Annotated in this window: 19 protein-coding genes; 1 reads left to right on the top strand and 18 read right to left on the bottom strand. The window is 36.7% G+C overall.

Translation table 11 applies throughout. The annotated features are described in order from the left end of the window. Positions 1-95: 95 nt before the first annotated feature. From NFS18_RS03050 to NFS18_RS03010, 9 genes are all read right to left on the bottom strand, one after another. Positions 96-656: an ABC transporter substrate-binding protein gene (locus NFS18_RS03050; RefSeq protein WP_251387773.1), complete on the bottom strand. Its 561-nt coding sequence runs from the start codon at positions 654-656 to the stop codon at positions 96-98. Further along, positions 646-2,619, bottom strand: a complete 1,974-nt coding sequence (locus NFS18_RS03045; RefSeq protein WP_251387761.1) for a recombinase family protein — start codon at positions 2,617-2,619, stop codon at positions 646-648. The genes NFS18_RS03050 and NFS18_RS03045 overlap by 11 nt, the downstream gene beginning before the upstream one ends. Positions 2,620-2,832: 213 nt before the next feature. Continuing rightward, on the bottom strand, positions 2,833-3,021 hold the full coding sequence (locus NFS18_RS03040) for a hypothetical protein (protein WP_251387758.1): 189 nt from the start codon (positions 3,019-3,021) through the stop codon (positions 2,833-2,835). A 277-nt stretch (positions 3,022-3,298) separates the two neighbouring features. Next, entirely contained in the window at positions 3,299-3,562 is a 264-nt protein-coding gene (locus NFS18_RS03035) for a hypothetical protein (protein WP_251387756.1), read from the bottom strand. Positions 3,563-3,606: 44 nt separating this feature from the next. Next, positions 3,607-4,707, bottom strand: a complete 1,101-nt coding sequence (locus tag NFS18_RS03030) for an AAA family ATPase (RefSeq protein WP_277613523.1) — start codon at positions 4,705-4,707, stop codon at positions 3,607-3,609. A gap of 35 nt (positions 4,708-4,742) precedes the next feature. After that, a complete protein-coding gene (locus tag NFS18_RS20070) occupies positions 4,743-4,952 on the bottom strand; it encodes a helix-turn-helix domain-containing protein (protein WP_456299367.1) in 210 nt (69 codons plus the stop codon). Beyond that, positions 4,949-5,272: a multidrug transporter gene (locus NFS18_RS03020; protein WP_251387747.1), complete on the bottom strand. Its 324-nt coding sequence runs from the start codon at positions 5,270-5,272 to the stop codon at positions 4,949-4,951. Before NFS18_RS03020 ends, NFS18_RS20070 begins: the two co-directional genes overlap by 4 nt. A gap of 128 nt (positions 5,273-5,400) precedes the next feature. Next, positions 5,401-6,498, bottom strand: coding sequence for a Fic family protein (locus NFS18_RS03015; RefSeq protein ID WP_251387745.1), 1,098 nt, complete (start codon positions 6,496-6,498; stop codon positions 5,401-5,403). Then, on the bottom strand, positions 6,479-6,628 hold the full coding sequence (locus tag NFS18_RS03010; protein ID WP_251387743.1) for a hypothetical protein: 150 nt from the start codon (positions 6,626-6,628) through the stop codon (positions 6,479-6,481). Before NFS18_RS03010 ends, NFS18_RS03015 begins: the two co-directional genes overlap by 20 nt. A 194-nt stretch (positions 6,629-6,822) precedes the next feature. Between NFS18_RS03010 and NFS18_RS03005 the strand changes: the two genes are divergently transcribed. Beyond that, a complete protein-coding gene (locus NFS18_RS03005) occupies positions 6,823-9,099 on the top strand; it encodes a hypothetical protein (RefSeq protein WP_251387741.1) in 2,277 nt (758 codons plus the stop codon). A gap of 514 nt (positions 9,100-9,613) precedes the next feature. Here NFS18_RS03005 and NFS18_RS03000 read toward each other — a convergent pair. The 9 genes from NFS18_RS03000 to NFS18_RS19680 all read right to left on the bottom strand — a co-directional run bounded on the left by NFS18_RS03000 (position 9,614) and on the right by NFS18_RS19680 (position 24,388). Further along, on the bottom strand, positions 9,614-10,765 hold the full coding sequence (locus NFS18_RS03000) for a cysteine desulfurase family protein (protein WP_251387739.1): 1,152 nt from the start codon (positions 10,763-10,765) through the stop codon (positions 9,614-9,616). Continuing rightward, entirely contained in the window at positions 10,765-11,148 is a 384-nt protein-coding gene (gene dndE / locus NFS18_RS02995; protein WP_251387736.1) for a DNA sulfur modification protein DndE, read from the bottom strand. Before dndE ends, NFS18_RS03000 begins: the two co-directional genes overlap by 1 nt. Continuing rightward, positions 11,148-13,103: a DNA sulfur modification protein DndD gene (gene dndD, locus NFS18_RS02990; protein WP_251387734.1), complete on the bottom strand. Its 1,956-nt coding sequence runs from the start codon at positions 13,101-13,103 to the stop codon at positions 11,148-11,150. Before dndD ends, dndE begins: the two co-directional genes overlap by 1 nt. Continuing rightward, complete coding sequence (gene dndC, locus NFS18_RS02985) at positions 13,100-14,653, bottom strand: DNA phosphorothioation system sulfurtransferase DndC (protein WP_251387732.1); 1,554 nt, start codon at positions 14,651-14,653, stop codon at positions 13,100-13,102. The genes dndD and dndC overlap by 4 nt, the downstream gene beginning before the upstream one ends. Before the next feature lie 11 nt (positions 14,654-14,664). After that, complete coding sequence (gene dndB, locus NFS18_RS02980; protein ID WP_251387730.1) at positions 14,665-15,738, bottom strand: DNA sulfur modification protein DndB; 1,074 nt, start codon at positions 15,736-15,738, stop codon at positions 14,665-14,667. A gap of 69 nt (positions 15,739-15,807) precedes the next feature. Beyond that, positions 15,808-21,120 carry a helicase HerA domain-containing protein gene (locus NFS18_RS02975; protein WP_251387728.1) on the bottom strand — a complete coding sequence of 1,771 codons (5,313 nt, stop codon included), beginning with the start codon at positions 21,118-21,120 and terminating at the stop codon, positions 15,808-15,810. After that, positions 21,101-22,516 (bottom strand): DNA phosphorothioation-dependent restriction protein DptG, encoded by a 1,416-nt coding sequence (gene dptG / locus NFS18_RS02970; protein WP_251387721.1) that lies wholly within the window; start codon positions 22,514-22,516, stop codon positions 21,101-21,103. Before dptG ends, NFS18_RS02975 begins: the two co-directional genes overlap by 20 nt. Then, positions 22,516-24,237: a DNA phosphorothioation-dependent restriction protein DptF gene (dptF, locus tag NFS18_RS02965; protein ID WP_251387712.1), complete on the bottom strand. Its 1,722-nt coding sequence runs from the start codon at positions 24,235-24,237 to the stop codon at positions 22,516-22,518. Before dptF ends, dptG begins: the two co-directional genes overlap by 1 nt. Then, positions 24,224-24,388: a helix-turn-helix domain-containing protein gene (locus tag NFS18_RS19680; RefSeq protein WP_277613522.1), complete on the bottom strand. Its 165-nt coding sequence runs from the start codon at positions 24,386-24,388 to the stop codon at positions 24,224-24,226. The genes dptF and NFS18_RS19680 overlap by 14 nt, the downstream gene beginning before the upstream one ends. Between the last annotated feature and the right edge of the window lie 580 nt (positions 24,389-24,968).

Below are 24,968 nucleotides of genomic sequence, written 5' to 3'. Positions count from 1 at the left end.
CTTTGTGTAGATTGTGTGTAACAAATTTGAACGTATTGTAAACAAACATATAATATTCTATGAAATCCCCATTATTCCCCTCGACAGTATATGTGTTATCTTACTGCCTCTTCGGCAAATTCTGTTGTAACTAGTTCTTCATAAGGAGGGCGCTCTGTCAGTTCTCCAGCCTCCTCAAGTATATCACACAGCAATTCTAAACTTTCTCTTTCAAAAATCAAATCTGCTTTCCACGTATCCTGCTCATAATATCTTGTTACAATCGTTGTAATTGTCTCCAGATTCGTCTCTGGGAACTGAGGTTCAATTATCTTTGCAATTTCCTCTGGCGTGTGTGTCTGGACAAAATCCATTCCTTTCTGTAATGCATTTGTTATACCCTGAATCACTTCTGGATTCTCTTCTATATAACTCTGTTTCGCAGAAAACGCTGTATATGGCACATAGCCACTGTCTTTTCCAAGTGAAGCAACCACATACCCTTTTCCTTCACTTTCCAGTGATGTAGCTCCCGGTTCAAATTCCACTGTATAATCGTACTTTCCCTGTCCCTCTGAAAATGCTGCTGCCGTGGAACCGAAATCAATATTTTGGTTAATTGTCAGGTCAGTCATTGGATCAATGCCATTTTGTCTCAAAATATACTCAAATACCATCTGCGGCATACCGCCTGTCAGCATTTGTATCATGTAAATTTGTAGTATATTTGTCACACACCTCTTGGCCATCACCCGTTCCTTCCGTCCGGCATAGCTCGCAGCTTTTGCAGAAATCTGCAATAATCTCCGCAATCTCCTCCCTACTTTTTACAATCGTGTATGGCTTCAGCTTATTTTCACAGGGCTCTACAATCCCCTTTTCAATCATCGTTGTGACATACGGCAGCACAGATTTCTTGGATTTGGCATATCCCATGTCGGTAAGCTTCCTGGAAAGATATTTTGCAGAGGTAAAGCCTCTGTCATCATCTCTTATCAAACGCATAACCGTAAGGACAATCTCATTTTCATAGCGGTTCAATTCTTCCGCCGGACTATAATGAACCAGCCGGGACAAACCATACTTTAATTCTATCTCCGGCAGACCGTTTTCATCAACCTCAATCCGTTCGACCAGAATTTCAATATCCTTGCGGTTTAAGGTTCCTTTCTTAATAATATTATCTACAACTTCAAGCGCAGTACGCAGCTTTTCTTTTACATTGGGAGTTTCCAGTTCCGTACATTTCAGCTCGTCATACTTAAGCTCAAGCGCATGAACCCGCGCCGTCAACTCCTGCTGTATGGAATCGTAGCTTTCCTTAATCAGAGCTTCATTACCCGGATTACTGGAAATATCTTTGATTTTCTGTGAAAACAGCGTTCGCAATTGATGTTTCACCTCATCAATCTCTGCTTGAATCAAAGCGCATTTTTCCTCCACCGTTTTCTGTTCTGCAGCAAAATCCTTTATATCATAGGCAGCTATTACTTCACAAAGAGCATTCCGGCACATCCGAATGTAACGAACCACATCATCCATAAGCTTCTGCTCTTCAATTAAATGCGCCTTAGCACAATACCGTTTCCCCTTCGTATTATAGGTACTGCAAATATAATATTTGCGTACCTTAGCGGAGGTCTGCCGCTGAATAGCTGTCAGCTTGCTGCCGCAATCCTTACAGTAAAGGCAGCTTCCAAATGGATTCGGTATCTCTGAACCTATCCATTGCCCGTGACTGCCCTTATAACGGGATTTTGTGCGCTTTTCTTTTAATTCCTGCACCAGATCATAGATCATTTTATCAATGATCGGCGGATGATGATCTTCAAACATATACTGTTCCTCCTTAGGGACGCGCTTGTCCTTTCCATGAACAGTATTTCTGGCTCTTTTCCGCAGACGGAAAATTCCTATATAAAAATCATTATCCAGTATCTCTTTCACCATTCCGTCCGACCAGGCGGCAGCAACATGGCGATTGGTATTTCTTCCTTCCTCCAATTCCCGTTCTCTGCGGATCATGGATGGAGTAGGCACACCCTGCTGCGTAAGATATGTAGATATTTTCCGATAACCGCAACCCTGAATATACAGATCGTAAATCAATCGGATATATTCTGCTTCCTTTTGCACGATTTCAAAGGTTTCCTTCTTTTTTCCAGTTCTTCGATATCCAAATGGCGGCTGTGTAATCAGCGTACCTTCCTTTTGCTTCGCACCTAACGCATGGCGGATCTTCTTGCTTGTATCCTTGACATAGCGTTCATTAAACCAGGTTGTGATACCTATTGTATCATCCTCTGATATTTCGCTGTCGTAATGATCGTCAACCACAATCAGGTGCTTACCACGCTCCTGAAATTCGTCCAACAGAAGCAGTATCTTCGCATTATGTCTTCCTAATCTGGAAAAATCTTTTACAAGAACCGTATCTATGTCTTTGTCTAAATCCTTCATAAGCTGTCGAAAGCCAGGGCGGTCAAAAATATAGCCGGAAACCCCGTCATCCTCGTACCAGCGATCAATCACAAGATTCCGCTCCGCCGCATATTGGGTAATAATCAGTTTCTGATTTTCAATCGAAGAATAATTCCGTTTATCATCATCTCTCGATAACCGAACGTATCCCGCATTCATAGATTCACCTCCTCGCGAGTACTCCCGAAAGCATTCCTGCATTCATCTTTGAAATTGACAGAAAATCATCTCATAAAATCATTCACATATACTCTCTGTAAGTACTCATTGTTCTGTTAAACAGTACACACTGATATATCATATGCGATATATATAGATTACTAAATTTTGCATCACCGTGTACACACACTATATACGAAAGCTTCGCTTTAGTCAACTGTAAGAATCATTTAGATGATTCTTTATCAACGCTTTTATTCCTTCCTCAATATCAGGCTTATTCGGACCTTCCTTAAATGTGACAACCCGGAACCCTGCCTTTGTGTACCACTTTTTTTTCTTTTCATATTCTTCCTGCGAAGAAAAATCGTCGCGCCATAGATAATATGTTGGCTTTCCCAAGCTATCACTTCCCCTCTGTATTCCAATATATGAATCCTAACCTTCTGCTGTGCCTGTACCCTCAAAAAAACTCTCAGTAATATGAAATTGTCAAGGAACAAGCGGCCACTCCTTAAAAAGTAAAAAACCCGTCTATATTAGCTATAGATTTTCAAGAAGCCTTGCTGCAGTTACATCATATGAAATCGGAGCTTTTATCTGAATGGCACAGACTTGGCATAAAATTGGCAAAATAGAAAAAAGAACCTCCGAAGAAGTCCTCAATAAAATCTTTTATCTATGTGTGCTTTTCCAACCACCAAATCATAAGGCCAACATAAGGCATTTTTGGAGCACCCGCATCTCTTATTTGTTCTAATTTTCTTCTACAGTATAGAGAAATATCTCCTGTACCACATTTTCTTCTTACATTGTCAATCAGTGCTTGTAATACCTGCTTTCTGTTCTCCGGTAATGAAATACTTTCACTGTTTAAATTAAGTCTTTTATTGATATCTTCATTAATTTCCGGATCTGATGACTGTATTCTACCGGAAGACATATATGTAATTCCATGCAATGTACCTGCATCGCATGGATTGACCTTTATTGGTTCATTACCTCTCTAAGTATGGTATTCGCATCCTTGCCATAGGTCTCATCAGCCACAGGTAAAATTGCATTATCCTTTAACATGACAATAGAATCACTTCTTGCAGAATTTATTACCTCAGGCGCATGTGTACTTACAATAAACTGTACCTTCGGAAAAACATTCATCAAGTCCTTCAAAATACACTTCTGCCAGGTCGGATGTAAATGTAAATCAATTTCATCAATTAAAACAATGCCCTCTGTCTCAGTCAATACCTGATCTAAGAGCTGGGGATTAAGGATTGCCATACGATATGCAATATCAGCAATTAAACTGATTGTACATTTATATCCATCGCTAAGTTGTGAAACAGGAATCCTGACATGTTCATTATTTTTGTCAAAATAAATGATATCTATATCTCCAGTATCCAGGTTAAACTGCACCTTCACATTTGAGAATCCTGTAATGGATGAAAAAACTTGCTCCATAGCCATTCTTACTACTGTAAATTCCGGAATCTCCTGGCTTATCTGAAGCTGCTGTATTGTCATTTTCTGAAACCATTTCATCATCAGCTTATCATTTGCAGCGCCGTCAAGACTATCAATATAGCCATTACTTCTGTTATTCTTTTCAAATATATCACTCTTTTTCTCCCGATACCGATCCCGAAGGCGCCCTGTTCCGTAATAAGAAATAATCGGAAGCTTTAATTCTTTATCACCTCTCCGCATTCTCTCCTGATACATTTCTGCAACTGCAGTTATTTCTTTTGCAGAAGTCAAACTGCCTCTTCCTTTTGCAGAATTCAGGGTTCTGCTCCATCTTTTTTCTTCCCCATCTACATCTCCAGATGCAATTATTTCAACTGGAAACTGTGGCTGCACATCAATGCTGCTGCCTAAATTAAAATATTTATAATGCGTATCGTTTCTCTTAATCCCGTAATTAGTCAAACCATCCATTGCAGAAGTATGTGTTCCTACTGCAATCGCAACTGCCTCAAGAACTGTAGATTTTCCTACTCCATTATTTCCTACAATAACCGTAAGCCTATTGTTAAAATTCACTTCTAAATCAGAAAAACATCTGAAATTGTGAAGAACCATTGATTTTAAAAATATATATGTCTTCTTCTATCTTTCTATAGTTTCAAGTAAGATATCCATAAATCATCTGCCGTACAATTAAGATTTCTGCAGATGCGAACAATGAAATCCATTAAAACCATATCGTTATGCGAAAGCTTTGCCATAGTATTTGCACTGATACCTAGTACTCCATCCGACCAGAAGTTCAATTTCTGGTCGGATGGAGTACTAGATTCTTGACAAAAATTTTCTTTTTCACTCACCACAATCTCTCAATTAGAAATTTTACCGTTTCCTTTAAATCATCACTGAATTCATCTAAATCATCCAGCGATATAACTTTTTCACCTATTAAACTGGCGATATCATATATAGCAGACGATTTCCTCATCTCGATTAAAACACCCGGACATTTCTTATCTTGTTTTATACGCTTTTCAAGCTCCCAGAATTTATCCGACGCTAATTGGTCGCTCCTTAGAAATGTTATATATTCCTCTACCAGCCGTTCCATATAATGCTCCTGCCAGTCTGAAATTTTCTCCCGATATTTCTTCCAATCACTTTTCGATATCTCCGTCATCTTATTGTACATCCTTTCCAAATGTTAATTCCATCAATTCCACTGTGATTTTTTTACTTTAAACTATCATCATGCTGTTTCAAGACTGCTCTCCCCGGAAGCACACCTGAGAAGCCATCGCCTCAGCATTACTGCGGCCGAAAGCGGTATTTCCCTTTTCCATGACCAGACACCGGCTCAATTATGCCGTGTTCCGTCAATTCTTTCAAAAGCTCAGAAGCTCTGGACGGCCTGATGTCAATCACTTCCATCACATCCGAACGCCCAAAAATCGTTTGATCCGAAAACGCTTCCCGGAGCTTTAAAATATGGCTTATCGTTTTTGGTTGAAAAGCTTTTACAATGTCCGGTTTCAGATTGTTAATATCCGGTTTTTTCATTTCAATGTCCGGTTTTTCTATTTCCTTAAATACTTCGCTGATATGCAATGTACGGTTATGAAGTGGATGGTTCTCATTCAACAGAAGATTGCGCAAAAATATTTCAAGGTATTCTGTTGTTTCATGAATACCGTTTTTCAGGTCGTTATAATTTGCCCTGACCAGCGAATTCCGAAAATACCATGCGTTTTCAGCAAAAATATCATTTGTTACGTCAAAGCCAAGTGTGCGAAGATACTTGATGAAGAATACTGCCGTTGTTCTGGTATTGCCTTCAGCAAACATATGAATCTGCCATAATCTGGATACGAATACCGCAAGATGACGGATAATCTCATCCATCGACAGGTGTCGATAGGAAAACATTTTCTCCTCAGATAAATCATAGTCCAGCGTCGCCTCAAGCTCCGTAGCGCTGCCATAAATCACCGTCGCTCCATTTAACACCCATTCTTTCTTTGTGATATTGTAATCACGGATGCATCCTGCATGAGAATAGATACCGGTAAATAACTTTCTGTGAATGGACATATACTCATTTGGCGTAAAGCTAAATGCACGCTCGGACAAGAGCGCCGCAATCCGTACCGAAACCTTGTCGGCCTCTTCGGTGCGGTCTTTTGCATCACGGGCAGGATTTTCCTCATAGTAGGTCTGCAAAAGCATATTTGCTTCTTCAAAAGATATCTCGCCCTCAATATTCCGGACGGCAGTGCGCACCAGATATTCTGATGCCTTAAGCCCGTCAACCGCCTGCAAACCAATGGCTGTATGCCACGCATATCCCTTCTCCCGCTTTACCGGTTCAGACTCTCTGATATATTCCTTAAATGGATCCTTGTTCACTCCATATCCCCCGATTCTTTGCTTCTTTTCTTTTTGCCTCCGCAAGAAAACCGACGCTTCCGCAGACAGCGCCGTCTGCCGTACAATTAAGCTTTCTGCTGATTACACCGCACATATCTTCTTTAAGCATAACACAAAATTCTGCAATGTAAATAAAAGTATTTGCAAATCCCGGCTTTTTATATGCGGCCTCTTCTTGAAAAGCCTGTCTATATCAGCTATAATTTTCAAGAGGTTTTGCTACAGTTACATCATATAAAATCGAATTATTTTTCTGAATAGCACAGACCTGACATAAAATTGGCAAAACGGAAAGGATTAAATTTGAGGGAGCGACTGGATTTTTCTGCTATATCAAAAATCATATTGGACAACCGTAAAATTGGAGCAATGTCACAGGTGGAATACTATTTCTGCCTGTTTCAGTATGCCTTCAATCAGGCAAATATAAAGCTGACCATGCCCGAGGATTCCGAGGTCAGCAAAATAATCAGCGGTCAGAGAAATGTAGCAAAGGATATTATCTACCTGTATCAGTCATCCTTTGGCATAACTGAATTAAAAACAGCATTAGAGGGAATATTTGAGGATTTGTCTGATGCCGCGTATGTGAAAGAGCAGATTTATCGGATTCTATGGGACGACGGCAGTATATCGCAGGCAAAGAAACAGGAATTATCTGCTAATTATGCGGATGCCGCCAGCTTTATATCAGAATGTCTGCTATTTGCATTATCAAGGAATTTTCTTCCAAAGAGTAAGAAAGAAGCAGGAGCAAAGTTAATATTATCGGATTATCTATTAGATACCCGGTTACCCTCTGTAACCCGTAATTTTATCGGGCGAGAAAATGAGCTGAAAGAGATTGATACGCTTTTACAGCATGAGCGCTGTATTTTTCTGGAGGGAATCGGCGGTATCGGAAAATCAGAGCTTGCGAAATACTACGCAAACCATTATAAAAAGCAATATTCCAATGTAATATATTTACGATATAACGAAAGCCTACGGCGTACAATTCTGGAAATGGATTTTCTAGACGATACAGTGGAAATGACGGAAGAAGCTCGTTTTCGGAATCATTACCGTTTTTTCAAATATCTGGACAGCCGAACTCTTGTAATTCTTGATAATTTTGATTCTGTTCCAGAGGATGAGGAAATGTTCCATACATTTCTATCCATGCATTTTCAAATATTAGCAACTACCAGAAGCCATATCGCAGATGCAGTCTGCTATAAAGTCAATGAGATAGAAAATATAGAAGATTTGAAACAGTTATTTTTTGCTTATGCTCCCAGCGCGAAACAGCAACCCGAAATAACTGCAGACATCATCGAGGAAGTATACCGGCACACCCTGACTGTCGAGCTGGCGGCAAAAACACTGACCGCATCCGGTATGGAAGCCAGCGACTTTTTACAGGCACTGCGTACAGAAGGATTAAGTCTGTCGAATCCGAACAAGGTAATCCTTACGAAGGATAACGTATCGCATAAACAGCGCCTTTACCAGCATATTCAAACCTTATTTCAAATACAGGGCTTATCGCCGGATGCTCTCGACACTTTGCGAAATATGGTACTCATGCCAAGCAAAGGGATATCCAAGGTGCTTTTCCATACATGGCAGGGAAAACTGGATTGGAACACTACGAATGATCTGGTGGAATATGGCTGGATACAGGAAGATACTGTACATAATCAGATATCACTTCACCCATATCTCCATGAGCTTCTCAAAACAGAAACTGTCCCAGCTATTACAAGCTGCGCCAATCTGCTAAAAGGTGTTTTTGAGAATTGTATCGTGTATGGCATGGATGTGCCTTACTACAATGCATTGCTGAATACAATCGAAAGCATTTACCACAATATAAAGCTAGATAATGCAGAATCGGCTGCAATGTTCATGGATACTACGCTGGCATATTTGGCGAAATATGGGCGTATAGATGCTGTTGCTATGGTTCTTAATCTTATGAAAAACATGCCCGATTATGGCGAAAATAAGCGCCACACGGCTGTTTTTGACTGTTATATGGGTTATGTCGAATATATGAATGGCCGCTACCAAAAAGCAAAACAGCATTATCTTCACGGACTGGAGCTTCTTGAGCCGTTCCATCCGGTAAATGCCGATCTGGTTTCAAATTTGAAAAATAATCTTGGTCAAACCTATCTTGCATTGGGCGAAAGGCAGACGGCACTTTCTGTTACCGAGGAAGCCATTCTGATTCGGCAGAAATATGGAACCGTTTCTTCCCACGACACGCTGGTGCAGGGACTTTCTTATGCTCAGCTGCTGGCTGCAAATGGAAACTGGCAGGAGGCTCGAAAACGCTTATTTGCTCTGATACGTTTTGTCAAAAAGATAAAGGGAATGAATTTATTTCTGGCACAGCTTTACAAATCACTTGCTGTTATTGAAGCAAAAAAACTTCCGGAGGATAGCCTGCAGCATTATAGAAAAGCAAAGCAGGCGCTATTAGATGGGTTCCTTCCAGGAAGCCATCCGGAAATTCAAAAAATTAATCAGGCGATTCAGAGGGAGAAGGTGTTGGTTCGCACGTCAAATGAGAAGAAGATGCACATTATTTAACGCCCACCATTACGGTGATGTTTTACTGCATCCGCTTTTTAACTTCTTTTCATTGACCTTCTATTAGTACATTTTCATAAGCACCGCTACACATACTCTCTTTTCATAATTTACATATTTTTACGGTCTTTGCACATCAGCAAAGACCGTAAGTGAATTGTAACTATCTGCTATATTGTCAAATAATAAATACATTTTTTCTTGCAAATATCTTTCTGCTATAGCACAATATATGTAACAAATTCTTACCAGAACGGAGTATGCATAAATGGATACACAAATATTAACTGTTTCCCCCCATGGTCAGATTTCTTTGCCGGTCAGCATCCGCAAACTCATGTCGATTGATACCAGTGCTGAGTATTCTGGGCATGTACAATCGGGAAAATAAACCGAAATATTTGCGCAAGGTTTTTCAGGGCGGAGTACTAGTCAGTGTAATCTCTACATAAATCCAAACCAATCCAAGTCTTTGTTTATAGTAACATTTTATTTATAATTCTTGCATATTATTTCACCACACAAGTCCTTTTGTTACTTCAATCAAACTGTTAAAAGATTTTGTTACCTCTCCAATATCCGCATCTGGTCCCCAGCTAATACGAATTGAACTCTCAGTTCGATCCGATGAAAGACCCATAGCACTAAGCACATAACTCGGCTCATATGAATTGGAATTACAAGCAGAACCATTCGAAATTCCACAATATGCCTTTGATGATAGCATTAGTGCTTCTGACACCACCCCATTGATGCAAATATTTATTGTACTAGAAACGCAGTATTCTTGATTTCCATTAAACTCATAATTCAAACCCGAATTACTTAACATCCCAATCAGCCTATTTCTTATTGCTTTACATTTTTTTTGATTTGTCTTATATTCTTCTTCAGCAAGATTGCAAGCATACCCCAATGCAGCAACTAAAGCCACTGGTATCGTTCCCGGACGAATACCATGTTCCTGCTGACCACCATAAATTATGGCCTTCACTGGCGGAAGTTTATATCTTTTTCGTCTCAATATTAATGCACCTACTCCCTGTGGGCCACCAATTTTATGGGCACTCATGGACAACATATCATATTTTAAAGACTGTAATTCCTCAACCAACTTTCCAAAACTCTGTGTCGCATCTACATGAAACAACACATTCTTCTCTGCCAAACATTCTCCAATTTCTCTCACTGGTTGAATTATTCCAGTTTCATTATTTACATGCATGACACTTACCAAAAGCGTATCATCCCTAACTTTTTCCAGTACCTGTTCTACAGATACTCTACCATCTATTCCAGGATTAACAAAATCAACTTCAAAACCTTGAGCTTGCATAGCTTTAGCTGTTTCCAAAACAGCTTTATGTTCAATGCCTGTCGTAATGATATGTCTCTTTCCTTCAGTTATGCCATAAGTTTTCAACCCCTGAATAGCGATGTTATTGCTTTCTGTTGCTCCGCTTGTAAAAAACACTTCGTCCTTATTAATTTTTAAAATAGATGCAACTTCTCCCCTGGCTTTTTCTACAATCTTTCGAGCATTATCTCCGAAATCATGTGTCCTGCTATCAGCATTTCCAATATTTTTTCGATAAACATCAATCATATAATCCAATACCCTTGGCTCAATAGGAGCCGATGCATTGTAATCTAAATAGACACCCATCACTTCACCTCTACTACAAGATTAAGCAAATCATCCAAATTCTTAATAAAATTTGTCCCTGACAGATGCGCAATTCCTCTTTCTAAATGAAGTTTAAAATACTTACTTAAAGTATCTTCGTCTATCGGCAATCCCATCTTCAAGCACCAAGCCTTCATAAGAGCATCATACAAATCACTATACTCACCTGCAAAGGTATACCAAGACATTTCCACATTACTATCTGCGTTAATCGGAATATCCGTTGGCATAGTATATTCGCCAAGTGAATAACAAAAAGCCCATCTACACAAGACATTCCAATTCTTTATTCCTGTTTTTCCTTTAAGTCTTCCCAACTTGTCTTTTGATTGGTTTGTCAACCGTATTTGTTTTAGCAACATTATCTCTTTCCTCCAAAGAATAAATATCCCTTTTGAATTGTTGTCTTCTTCAGTTCATCATCATAAACAAGCGTAAATTCATCTCCTACACTTGGCTTCATAAGTAAATAATATTTCTCATCGATTTCAGAATCTGTAGAAAGAATAATAGTCTGGTCACTTGCTTTTGGAAAATAAGTTGTGATTAGTGCTTCTCTATGGACAGAATCCAACCTAGACAATGGCGTATCAATGATAACTGGCAATTTTTTCTTAGAACAAATTGCCAGTGCCCACAGTAACGAAATAACCATCAACTGCTTCTCCCCTGCCGACAAACTCTTCTTCTCAACCTCTTCAAGTTCAGCATTCAGGTAATGCAGATCTAGAGTTTCTGGATCCATCGTAATCTTATCAATCAGATTCTTCTTATTCGCAAGCTGCTTATAGCATTCGGTCACTGTCTGAGCCAAAATTTCTGTTTTGCTTTGCTGCAAACGAATTTTGTATGTTCTAATTATGTTAATTGCCATATGAGCATATTTTACCGTACGGTTATCATCGTCCATCGTCTCTAGGGATGAAAGCACCTGCTCAGCCGCCTTACTAAACTCTGTCTCTGCAATCATTGCCGAACTATGAAATGTTGTTCGTTTCTGCTTCAGTACTTCAAGTTCTACCTCTATCGCTACAATCTCCATTTCAAGAGATTTTATCTGTTTAAAAATTCTCCTAAGTGCTTTCTCATCAATGTCAACAGAAAGATAGTTATCTATCTCGTCAATCTTGCTTTGACAAGCATTTCTCCTATGCATATGAGAGATCACTTTTTCTTTCTCTGAAATCAACCCCCCCTTATTAAGTGCCGTAATCTGGTAAAGAGTTGTATCAGATATTCGATAAATCTCTTCTTGCTGTTGTAACTCACTTTCTGTTTTAACATACTCAATAAATTTTTGTATTTCATCACCAGTATTAGGATATTTCTTAAGAAAGTCTTCATAGAGAGAGTTTATTTTTTTTGTCGCCATACATGAGGCACGATATGATTGTTCTGCCTCTCCTTGCTTCTGAATATCCTTTAATAGAGACCGAACCAACATCATAGGCATTGCTCCAGTTGCCATTTCCAGCAAAATATCTTGTTGACTCTCAACCGTTGCTACTGCCTCCGAACGTTGCGCCATTAAATCATGACGCTGTTCAACAATATCCCCACCTTTGACAGAATACTCTGTATTCTTTTTTTCCAACTCAATTCTGAGTCCATCCAGTTTTTCTTCCACACGTTCTATTTCTGCATCAACAGCTTTAAGATCTTCATGGGCATTTTCTCTCTTTTGTCTTAGCAACTCCAAATACCTAAGATTTTGATCTTCTGAATCCTTATCACTTAACTTTGTAATAATTCTTCCCAAATCATTATCTAGCAAATCAAGTACAGAAATGCCCAACAAAGCCTTTATGGATTCCTTCATTTTGTGATTAGTATTTTCAACTGCTAATTCTGCAATTTTTTCGCCATCAAAAAAGAAAAAATTAGATAAAGCACTTGGCAGAATGTTTTCTACAAACATTGGCCAGTTCTCGGTAAGAAAAGTATTCTCCGTTCCGTTTTTCATCACCTTTATCTTTTCTCTAACTCGCTGGCTTTTTGCGTTCCACTCTCTATGCACAAAATAGATTTCCTCATCGGAATCATCCATGGAAAATTCAATTTCTATATAGGTAAATAATGTTCCATCTGATTTATTAACATATGATCTTAAATATTGACCATAAGTTTTATATTTATTTTCTGTATATGCGAAGGAATTGGAACCGTACAAACCTAGAAGAACCGCTTCAAGAAAAGTAGTTTTACCACGTCCATTCATGCCACCCACTAATACAACAGGTTTTTCCCCGTGGAAATCAAATTGATTTGTATCGGCATAAACACCAAAATTATGCATGATTAATTTTTTCAAAATCATGTCTTGTCATCCTCTTCCTCATCGTTGTCCTCATATAAATAATCATATGTGGAATCTAATGCTTTCTCATTATATTTCCCGCCAAGATCCTTTTTTCGAATCATTCGATCCATATAGTAATCAGTTGCATCCTTTTCGTTCTTGTAAAAGGTTTTCCGAATGCACGTTTCAAGAGAATCCGTAATTCCCTTTCTTTTATTCAAACTACTTGCCTGATTTTCAATATCGATTAGACTATAGACCATTTCAAAGGCCAATTCTTCATCATGGTATAACTCGTTCACAACATCTCTAAGAATATTCCATTCCTCACTTCGGAACGCCTCTGATCCAACCCACTCAGGATCATCAAATTTCTTTCCAATCACATCTTCATAAATTCGTGGTAGTGCATCATCAAATTCATGCTTATCGAAAACCCAAATCCTGCGGATATTTCTAAGTTCTGGAAGTGTAATTAATTCCAAATCAGCAAACTCTTCCGGACCCGTTGAATTAATTTCCATTTGAATTTCTAACAATTCTCTTAACCATTGCTCACGATACTCCTTTTTATATGGTCCATGATGCAGTTGCTTATATGATCCTTGGAGAAAGCCTTGCATTTTTCTAAAGCTCCGACGTTCTCGATCATGTTCTTCATCACCAAATCTATTTCTGAATTCTAGCAAAGGTGTCATCCACGATTTCTCATCATCATTCGCAATCATCGCCTCCATCGATTTATCTTTTTCTACCATAGTGCACACCCAACATCCAAATCGGCTCTTGCCACAGCTCGGAAGCCCTTTTTCAACCATCATAGGACATTCTCCATCTGATGTAGCACCTTTATACAAAGTAAGAAGTTCCTTGTTGGAATAGCCCCATGGATTTCTATATTGCATAAGAAATACCCAAACATCATTATCATTCCAATCTTCCAACGGAGAAAAAACCAATTCATTAGCCATGGATTGATTCGGGCTCAATAATTCCCGTACCCTTTTTTTCTCATAATAAGCCATTGTTTTCGCTCTGCGTGCACTCTCTGCTTTTCTTGTTCCAATCACAAGGATAATTTCCCCATGTTCTGCAATCTGCTCTTTAACAAATGTATTGACTGGCTGAATTTTCAAACGATCTGTGCACCATCTTAATTTTTTTCTTGGAAATGGATATCCTCTTCCTATGAAATTTACCCAAAAAGTATTATTCATCGCCGGGGTTAATCGATGTGTAACAAACGGCAAACCTTCTTCTCTTGCCCGCTCATCCATAATACGCAAAGAGTTTTTCACCCAGTTAGACATAACTGGAGACTCAACTAATGTATCGGTATTGATTATATGTACTGTTTTTTTCAATTGATCTATTGAAAGCTGTTCTAATGCCAGCCAAACCAACTGTAATGTTGCAGTACTGTCTTTACCGCCCGAGTAACCAATCACCCATGGAATATCGTCTGCCAAATATAAATTACAAATTGTTTCTTTTAAGCCTTCAATCGTATCTCGATTAATTGTTACTCCCTGTTTGTTTGCTTCACAACTTACACAATTATCCGCCATACTCATTTCTCCTAGACATTGTAATTTGCAAGGAATTGTTCTTCCTTTATTTGCTCGTCTTGCGCCAAAGGAATACCTAATTGCTGTTTAATCTGGTTTGCTGCTAATGTTATAGCTCTATTACTCGTCAGAATTTTCCCATCTGCTCTTATTACACGAAACTTCCAACACGCAGCACTTCTTTTCCAATCAATATTCTTTAAACGTGAAACAATCCCTTGTATGTCTACATCCGGATTACGCAAAAAGTATGCTCCCACATATCCTAACGCCTGTATCACAACTCCTTGTGTTACGATATAATTTTCTCGTAAATCCACCTTAGATATTTCTTTTTTCTGAAGTTCATTCCACTGAATCATGTTCTCACAAACATTTTTCCAATAAGAACAAACAAAACTTTCAATCTCTTTAGTAATGTGCTTTCCTGCCAGCACTCTCTTATTGGCACTATAAAACATATTCAATGTAAAGAGATTTGACGAATATTTGCCAAGATTGTCCTTCTCCTTGTCTGTATAGTCATTAAGAAAAGGAACACTAGATACGACATTTCTCGTAAGCACAGCAATATCATCTCTCGAATCATATAGCTCAGATATAGAATTAGACGTCTTTACAGCATGTTTATTCAGATCTGTAAATATCTGTTGACTTCTTGACAACCCAGCATCTTCATACAATACAACAGATATTGTTTCATTGCCTAAATCTATTTCTTCATTTACAGCATCCAAAATAGCAGCCTTCCTATGCTGTCCGTCATTAATTAAGAATCTCGCATCCATAGATACCTCTAATATTCCTATATCGCCACTCTCTGCACTTGGAAAAAATTTGAATTCACCATCAATTGATGCAGCTAAAGCTGAAAATACATAGGAATTCCGGTTCTCAGTAATATATCTACTGATTACCGGAATTCTAGATTCGTTTAATTTTCTCTGTGCACGATATTCAGGAAGCACATATTCTTCCTCATTCGGAAACAATCTTCCCAACATTCGTAACGGTATCATCGCAATATAGTATTCTCTTCCCGCCTGAATCCCTCTTACAACTGGAAATTTATATGCAAAATCCATTCGTACCTCCAAAGATAAAATGATATACTTAAGTAGTCTACTTAAGTATATCACTACCATCCTTAGTCGTCAATCTTCTTTCATTTCCTTAAATAACTCCCAAAAAGCTTTATCCTTTACATATTTAGGTTTTTCCGAACTGATTTTAATTATACTATTATGTTTTTGAAGTTTCTTTATGTCATTATAGAGCAACTGACTTTCTGCACTCTTAGCCTCTGTTTTAAATACAAAATCTACATCACTATTTTTTAAATCAGCAACATTATGCACTACCCATGTTAAAATATACTTCGCATAATCATCTTCACCCGAAGCAAAATGTTTTAAAAACTGTGTCGATAAGATAGTGCCTACACCAAATTCACGTCCTTCTTTCAGTATTTTCTTGAGAGACGGGAAATCCTGTGACATAAAATTATCAGCTTCATCTACCAAAATAAATTTTGTTAATTGACGATATTTTCCCTCTAATTTGCTTGATCCTACAGATTGCATCTGTGTATAGAAAAGATCCAACATTATTGCAATGATCAGATTCTGCAATGTTGACGGATAACCCGAAAGATCTATAACAACAACACCTTTTAACACATCAAATAAAGATTTTGTTTTTGATGGAACTTTTTCAAAAACCTCATACTCACCCAACTCATCCATTGCAGCACTCAAAGAATCTCCTTTTTTGATATCTTCATCATTTAAATATCTTTGGTAAACTTGATCAAATGTTGGTGCTTCATTTTTCCATGATTTTACATCAGCTTTATATATGCCGCTAGCCTCATATGTTTTCATGATACAATTGGTCAGTATTGCTTTCTGCTTCGGTCCTAATCCATAAATTTTAGCAATCGTGTCCCTAAAATTATTAGCAGTATGCACTGGTAATAGAGGTTTGAATACAGATGTTTCAATTATCGCAAGTGGATTGATAGGCAATGCATAGGGTTTAAATATTTTTGCATTTGTAGCTTCAACAAAATCCATTTTACTTTCATTATAGTCTCCCTTATAATCAAAGATTAATATTCCCAGTTCTTCATCTCCAACATTTTTCTCTTGAGAACGATATAATTGAGTTATCAACGACTTAGTAAACTGCGTTTTTCCAGTCCCCATTGTACCAATAATTCCAGTATTGGTATGGAATAATATATCCGTATCATTTGGTTCCCATAGAATTGGATCACCATTCTGTAGATTAGTTCCAAAAAGAATTTTCATTCCTTGCTTTACATCCGTTTTGTCTTCCTCTATCTTATCAACCAGGACTGATGGATCAGGCTTATTATCTGGATTTTCTTTTTCCAATTCTTTCTGCTCAGGAAATTCTATTTCTTTCTCCAGTTCTGTAATAGCTATTTTAGAAGTATCACCTGTCAAGGCATCAACTGCACATTCTTCAAAGATTAAAAACTCACTGTCTCGCCGCCGCTGAATATCTTTATAAATATCTTCAACAGAATCCAAAATCAAATCAAATTCATCTGTATCCGGCATTTCTATAAAGTTAATAGTATCCTCCTTAAACGATGTTTTTCTTGCGCCTAATGATTTTCTAAACGATAACACTGCGCCTTTGCCGAGAAGCTCTTTAATCTCGTCAGAAATCATGTAATGCTCATTTAGAAGCGCCATTCTAAATTGATCCAGAATGACATCCCAGTTTTGACTATCATCCACATGATACACTTTCATCTTTTTACAGCTAGTAACCAGTAATTGCATCAAGAAATTACGATTAACTTTATATAAAATTGTGCTATTGAATTTTTCTTCCGAATTCATTGCATTGTGTAATCCAGAAGCAGTGGCAGATACCTGTTCAAATGCTTTGGTGATGACAGAATTATCATTTATACCCGTTTTAACTTCAATTGGATACAAATAGATTTTTGCACTTTCCGTCGAATGATTTAAGCCTATAAACAACAGGTCATCACTAGTCGGTCCTTTTTCAAAGCCAAGGTTCTTATAAGACAATATACCCTCTGAAGTTGACAATCCAACTCCACCAGAAACACGTAACATTTCTTCCAGCGAAATAGGTACCCATACAATATTTGGATGCTTAAGAAATGCAAGCATAAACTTAATAGCCGCAACAATACTAATCTTCTCTCTCGAAAAGGTAGAATCTTTATTTGCACCAATCATTTTCTTTGATGAAACTAAACGAAGCAGCCAATCCCCATTAACCGCATTAAAAAGATTAATGATCTTTGCTACATCACCTAGACTAGCATTTACACCCTTTTCTTTCAAATACTCTTGAATAACTTTAGAATATTGATGCGATTTACGAGTCACTGTTATAGCATCATATCCACTACTAGAAGTATACTGATCACTATAATGAATAATCAGCAGGTCACTGTTTGCTTCCTTCTCGCTGAAGAAATCCAAATCTACCTTAGGATCAACGAATACAACCCAATTAGATGCCTTATAGATGTAATCCATTTTCTCCTCGGCTTTTGAATCAATCTGAGTTGATATACCTGTGCCAGAATAAAATGGATTTCCAGTATCCCCAACCTGAATCAGTGCATTATATTTTTCAGCAAAGTTAACAACATCTGTTTTGGGAGCATACTTAGTTCCAAACCCGGTTCTATATTTTTGCCCATATTTACTAGAGGGAATACCAGACACAATCCCACCAAGGGAAATCCCTGTCTCAATTTGATTCATTGTAGCCGTTTCAGAAGTGATTTCCAACTCCATCTCATAGAACGAAATATGCGCATACTCGTATCTATCACCCTGATCAACATGAAAATAACATTCCACATTTTTAGACAATACACCCTCTAGACTATTCATGGCTGTTCCAGTTGCAATAGTGAGTTTCAGTTCAGACAAATATTCCTTCAGTCGTGTATACTCCTTAATATTCGAAAATGCATTGGACGCCGGATCATCAGTATAAATATGGATTTCAAATCGCTTGAGACGGTCAATATCTGGAGTTTTATTCAATGAATGTATAAAAAACTGCGCTACGCCAACAAAAACATCTCTACAATCGCCCATATTTATAAGATTAAGACGTACCGTCTTATTATTTATATCATCAAAAATATACCTGAAATGTAAAACAAACTCTGTAATCTTCTCTTCAATCAATTTAGGAACATATCGTCGATTACCTCGATATGTTCTATTTTCCACGGGAGCGTAATACTTCCATTCCTGTGAAAAAAGTTGATCCGACACCCTATATATTTTCTTGTTTCTTTGAAGATAAGGCAGTAAATTAATAGAATTTAACCGGTCAATTACAACGTCTGTTGCAAATTCAAAATCTGTTTCTTTTAACAATTCCAATTGATATGCAAGATTCAAAGGATGAAACGGTGTTAATAATATTTCTTCTATATTTCTCCCTACTGAAAGAGAGCCAATAAGAAGTGCATTTTCCTGTTCTACAGAAAGACTTCCTCCGTCCTTTAGTCCAGCATATAAGGCATTAAAAGCATTTAAAAAGTTTTTAACAGACTCAAGCAGATTTTCCGACAAATATGCTAATGTTGGTACAGTTGAATTTTTCTGAAATTCATCCAGCATTGCACAATATGCCTCATGTAATTCAGAATTCTGTTTCAGCTTGACTTCTTCAATCTTACCAATCTCCGCCCCTCTGAATTGACGACATCTCCCATATTCAATATGATTTTCTATGATATGCTGTTCTAACCGCAATTCCCGTAGCAGATTTGTTTTAGCAAAATATTCCTGTGAATCTTTATAAATATGATCTTCAGAATTAATTTCAAAACTACTCTTAGATGCAAACTTATCCCTCAAAATCGTACGGCCAATAATTTCTTTACTTTTTGTTTCGTCCGGATAAAGTACAAACGGAACTAATATCCCTGCAAAATTAATATCAATCACTATTCCGCTTCCATAGTTTGCTAATTCTTCCTCTGTCGCATACAAATGGAGCCTAGCATCATAATGACAATCGTACTGTAAATTATCATCCAGTTTCTGAGAAACATTTGCTGAACCATTCGGATTAAAAGTTAAGTCAGTTCCAACACCAAGAAGTTTAATTTTACAATTTTTTCTATTCTTCTTGTAATCTATGACATAATTACGTTTAATTGTCCCAACAAGATATTCCGCAGAAATATCAATAATACATATCTTAAAAATATAGGTGATATTATTAACCGAATCTCCAATTTCAATCTTATGAAACGAAATATCTTCGCGTTCAAATTTGAATATCAGATTCTTTCCTTCCCTTACAAATGACGTATCGTCTTGAGAAATATCACTATTCAATATACGGGCATTACATTCAAAACGGATATGGATAACAGAGAATTTGTCTGGATTAAAGACTATAAGGCTTCTTATCCTTTTCTTTGATTTCATAGTTCCGTCATTACGAATCAATACCTTATCGTCTAAAGGCAATACATTAAGCGGCATATCTCCATAAACATAAATGTTCTCTAGATTTATCTGTAAAGGGTTATCCTTCTTAAACTGTTTTTTTTGCATTGCAGCCAGCATCTCTGCATATGTAAATAATCTACTCCAATTTTCTGGATCATTTTTTCGCTCTTTTTCAATTCGAATAACAAAACTCTCTTCAAAATCATCAGACAAATCCGATTCAAGATTTCCAAACCTTATGCTTCTGTCTACTCGCTCAAACAAATCATGGTTATTCTTAATTTCTTTATCAATTTGACTTTTTCCATAATTCTGATAATCTGTCTTTCCGTTAACTGGAAACAGCCGGAATCCAACGTAATTATTATCATCAATAGAACCGCTACTCATGATAGATAAAAGGTCTCTGTATTCATATAAAGATGCTTTATCACTAAAAACATCCGCATCACGTCTTTTCAATTCAAAATCTAAAATCCGTTTTTCAAGGAACGTCAACTGAGTACTAACTTCGACCATACGCCTAATTTCACTCATCAGATTATCTGCATAAAATGGCATGCCATTAGCACACATATCTCTGGAGCCACTCTTGGCACTATCAATAGGATTAGACGAAATCATAAGCAACGGCTTCCCTTCATCGTTTGCCGCATTCCTCAAGGTTGCACATAAGAAATCATTGGTCATTCCTTCTATTTGAGCAGCAATAATTACCTCACCATTAATTACTTTTAAAGTATATGTATGATAAACAGAACCATCCCTACACGTATACTCATAAATCCCCATAGCATTGTTGTCATTAGCCAATTCTTTTAATGCAATAGCCACGTTTTCTACAGTTTCTACATCATCAAGTTTTAAGCAAAAACTTTCACCCTTTTGCAAGAGACCGTCTGCAGATAGTGATTGAAAATAGCTATTTATTTTTTTTGCTATAAAATCATAGAATTCTCTTAACATACTGTGCATCCCCACTATCACTCTTCTTGTCAATCAAATTTAACTTTGTAAAAAATTCCTGCAAGTGCTCTTTGGACGAATTATCAAGGAAAATACCTCTATATTCATATTCCTTATATAAATCATTCAATCGTATTTTATCTTTATTACGAAGCGATATTTTTGTCAGAAATATAATATCCCTTTCTGTAAGATTTAGGACCAATCCAGACTTCCGCCGATTTTTAACCCATCTAGCCTTACAGAATTCTGAAAATTTTTCATTATAAAATTGATTTGCTCTCTTTCTATCCGTATTTAAAAATTGTTCCTCTACACATCTAAACAAATGCTTAATGGCTACATTTGTCTTACTTCCACTCTGAGTATGTTTTATTTGATCAAATTTCTTATAGTCCCCAACTGTAGATGTATATACCTTTTCCGCTTTTTCAATCTCATTTGAAATGAGACCATCCTCCTCTGGGTGAAGATTAATATATTCCTGTAGAGCTATATAATCATACATTGTATGTGAATCCGAATGCTGATTGATAATCTCCAGAGTAATTGCATGGCTGAACATATGATTAATATTTGCTTGAAGCTTTTCCCAGCCTTCACAGCAACACTTGCGATTCTTACTTACCTTTTCCCAATCTAATGCATAATAAATACTAATTGGTTCATCTCTTTTCCCTTCACAAAACTTATCCAATACAATACTCGTCTGTGATACATAGTAAAAATAATACAACGACAGGAGATTAGAAAAATCTTCAATAGATGTCATATCTGTCTGTAACATAAAATGGAAATCTTTCTTAAACTTCTCTTGCACACATGTTACTACAGAATAATAATTCTTTTCGGGCTCTTTTTCGCCTAATGCTGTGGAATTAATAGCCGCCACTACCATTTGTTCCAAAACATTATATGAATATCTATCAGCGGCCTTCTTAATTACATCACAATCACTCTGATCAATCCCCAATATACAAAACAAAAAAAAGGCCAAGCGATCTGCACTCTTGTTATTTGTTCTCGTCTGATAGGGATATAATCCTAAATTTGTAGCTACAAAATCAGTACCATCAAAAAAGAATTCTCTAATTATATCCCTAAACAATTCGATATCTGGTAAATCTATTTCAAGATTTTCTAATAACAAATCACAAAGTGTATCATAGTCAATAGCCGCTGATTCAACATTTAAAGCTCTCCGAAAAAATCCACTAACACTTTCTTCCAACTCAGTAACAATCGGAGCCTGTCTTTTTCCGCTAGCTTTATAAGGAAACAACTTGAAACTATTATCTGGTATATGCGAAAGCCTTAGTGAATCAGCGGATTTTTCTTTAACGGGCTTAACATTAAAACTCTCATTAAATTTTTCTTCATCAAAGATGTAATCCATTACTTCACCACCTTAAATCTATAACCAAATTTTGTGCATTCAACATTTGCTTTGCGTCCATCTTCAGAAACAACAAGAACATTTTCTTTTGCAGAACCGGTCTTTAAAATTTTCTCAATAAAACTGATAAAATCAGCGTGATTATTTCGATCATCTGCCGTTTGTACATACCCTTGCTTCAGTTTATATAGCAACTTATATAAGGAATAGTCTACATCCAGTGCGATTATGTCCTTTGTTCTCTGACTTTCAAACTTAACAACGATTGATGGAGAAAACTGCTCTAATATAGTGACACTTTTTTTAGTATCCACATCATCTAAATATGGTTCAAATTTTATATTTTCATATAATGTAAAGCCTTCATGAGATTCATCTAAACAAATAGTATTTCCTGATTCACATCCACACCATTGAATTACAGCCTTTTCTACCAAATCATACAGTTGTGCCAATTTACGAATCATACCAAGATTGTAATAATAAAGATTTCTAATATATTGATTGTATACTTCATCACCTTTTATGTTCCCTTTTATTGCTTCAATCCGAACCAATACATTAAAAATCTGAGCTCTTAATACCTTGTCATCATTCAACTTATCAATTGTTCCCAGTTGATTGAGTACTACAGCATATGGTGTATCTTCCAATATTTTCTTTATTTGTAATGAAATATCTGAAGAGACATAGTAGAAAATAGCCATTTCATCAGCCGCTTCTGAACGCACTAGTAATGGATCATATTTTCCCAATTGATTTAAAAGTGGGGACATATCTACATAATCAAACATAAGGACCGGCGTAATATCCCTTAAATACTCCTTTAAATAATTAGTTGTAATAGTTGATGCATTTGAAATAATCTTATAGCTAAATTTATGTGCCACCAAAATATCATAAATATAATTCTGTATTTCTCTGGTGGTAAGAATCTCTTTTTCCCTAATTGTTACCTCAACTAAGGAATTTGCAATATATTTCTGAATTTGCTCGTCCATCAAAAATTCATAATTATGCTTAACCGGGCACTTCTGTGCAATTGGACACGTTTGGCACGACTTCTGAAAGGTTGAAAAAAAAGGATTTTCTCCTGTTTTTGCAAAAACCTTACTCAGAATTCGTAAGATATATCCTGGTTCTGTTCCCGCATCTGACAGCGTATACATATGATAATCAGAAAAGTTAACATGCTGAAAACTGCTACCTTCTATGTAACCATTATCATTTACTGCAGTTGTCAATATATTATTTTTCTCAACATATTGGAGGAACAATTGATAATTTTTTCCATAAGAAGACTCAATAAAATTACTTAGCACACCGAGATTAATGGCTAAAATAACATTTTTTCCTTCTGACGCAATATTCACATCTGAAAAGTCAGTCAACACCTCATTCAATGTATCTATGGCAGTTTTTGAAGGTGCACTACTTTCTGTAGCATCATTATACACTGAATAGTCATCTAACACTCTTTCTTCATTTTTAAGATAGGAAAGTAAATGAGATTTTCCGTCTCCCGCACTTCCACACAGAAGGATTAATGTTTTTTTGCCAGAATTATTGACTGACACAAGAATCTCTTTTAAGTCCTCCTCAACATTCCTTGTTACATGCATATATCTTTTAAAATCATCAAATTTCTCAATATTATCTATAGAGTCACTGGATGATTTTCTTAATCGATTTAATTCATCTAAAAAACTACAATTTGCCATATGACACCTCACTGCTCCAAAACCACATTATTACCACATCCTTGATGTTGCAATTCAATACCTCACATATCTTTAAAATAGTATCCGGGAAAACCGATTCATTTCTTTTCATCTTTGACATGGGTTTATTAGTTATCGTAACTACTTCCATATAACCACAACCAACAATTTTAAAGTCTTTTTGTTTACACAAATTTGAGTCAATCTTTTTTCTAATCTTTTTATATGACTAATCCAAAATTGTCAAGATAACATCTTTCCCATCATAATCAGCTTTGTTCCAGTTTTCATTATAATACTTCCCCAAGTAGTATAACACGCTTTTTATATTCTCTCCATAGATATATTCTTAACTTGCTTCTTTTTTATCTTTTTATGTCTTTTCTTATCATAATTTTGAAGGGGCTTGGGATTCTCCCAAACAGCATTTGGATATCCAAATGCTATGCTTGCAAAACCTGTTCCGCAAATTAATCGATCTTTTCCGATAGAATCAATACAACAATCCTTCTGATCCTACTTCTTAAAAAGAATATTTAGACTCTAATTGTAGCAAATAATAGTTTGATTGATAAATATTCCATCCCGATTTCTATTATAATGAGCCGATACACAAAAATCTGTAATCTTTCTTCACATAGCATCCAATAGGATGCTCTACTCCTTGTATGTAAGGTTTTAAGGCATCCAATAGGATGCCTTGCGCCTATTACACCAGATACAAAATAGAA

It is taken from the genome of Mediterraneibacter agrestimuris, assembly GCF_943193195.1.
Classification (GTDB): domain Bacteria; phylum Bacillota; class Clostridia; order Lachnospirales; family Lachnospiraceae; genus Schaedlerella; species Schaedlerella agrestimuris.
Note: the sequence above shows the minus strand (reverse complement) of the source record. Positions and strands in the feature narration are given on the sequence as shown.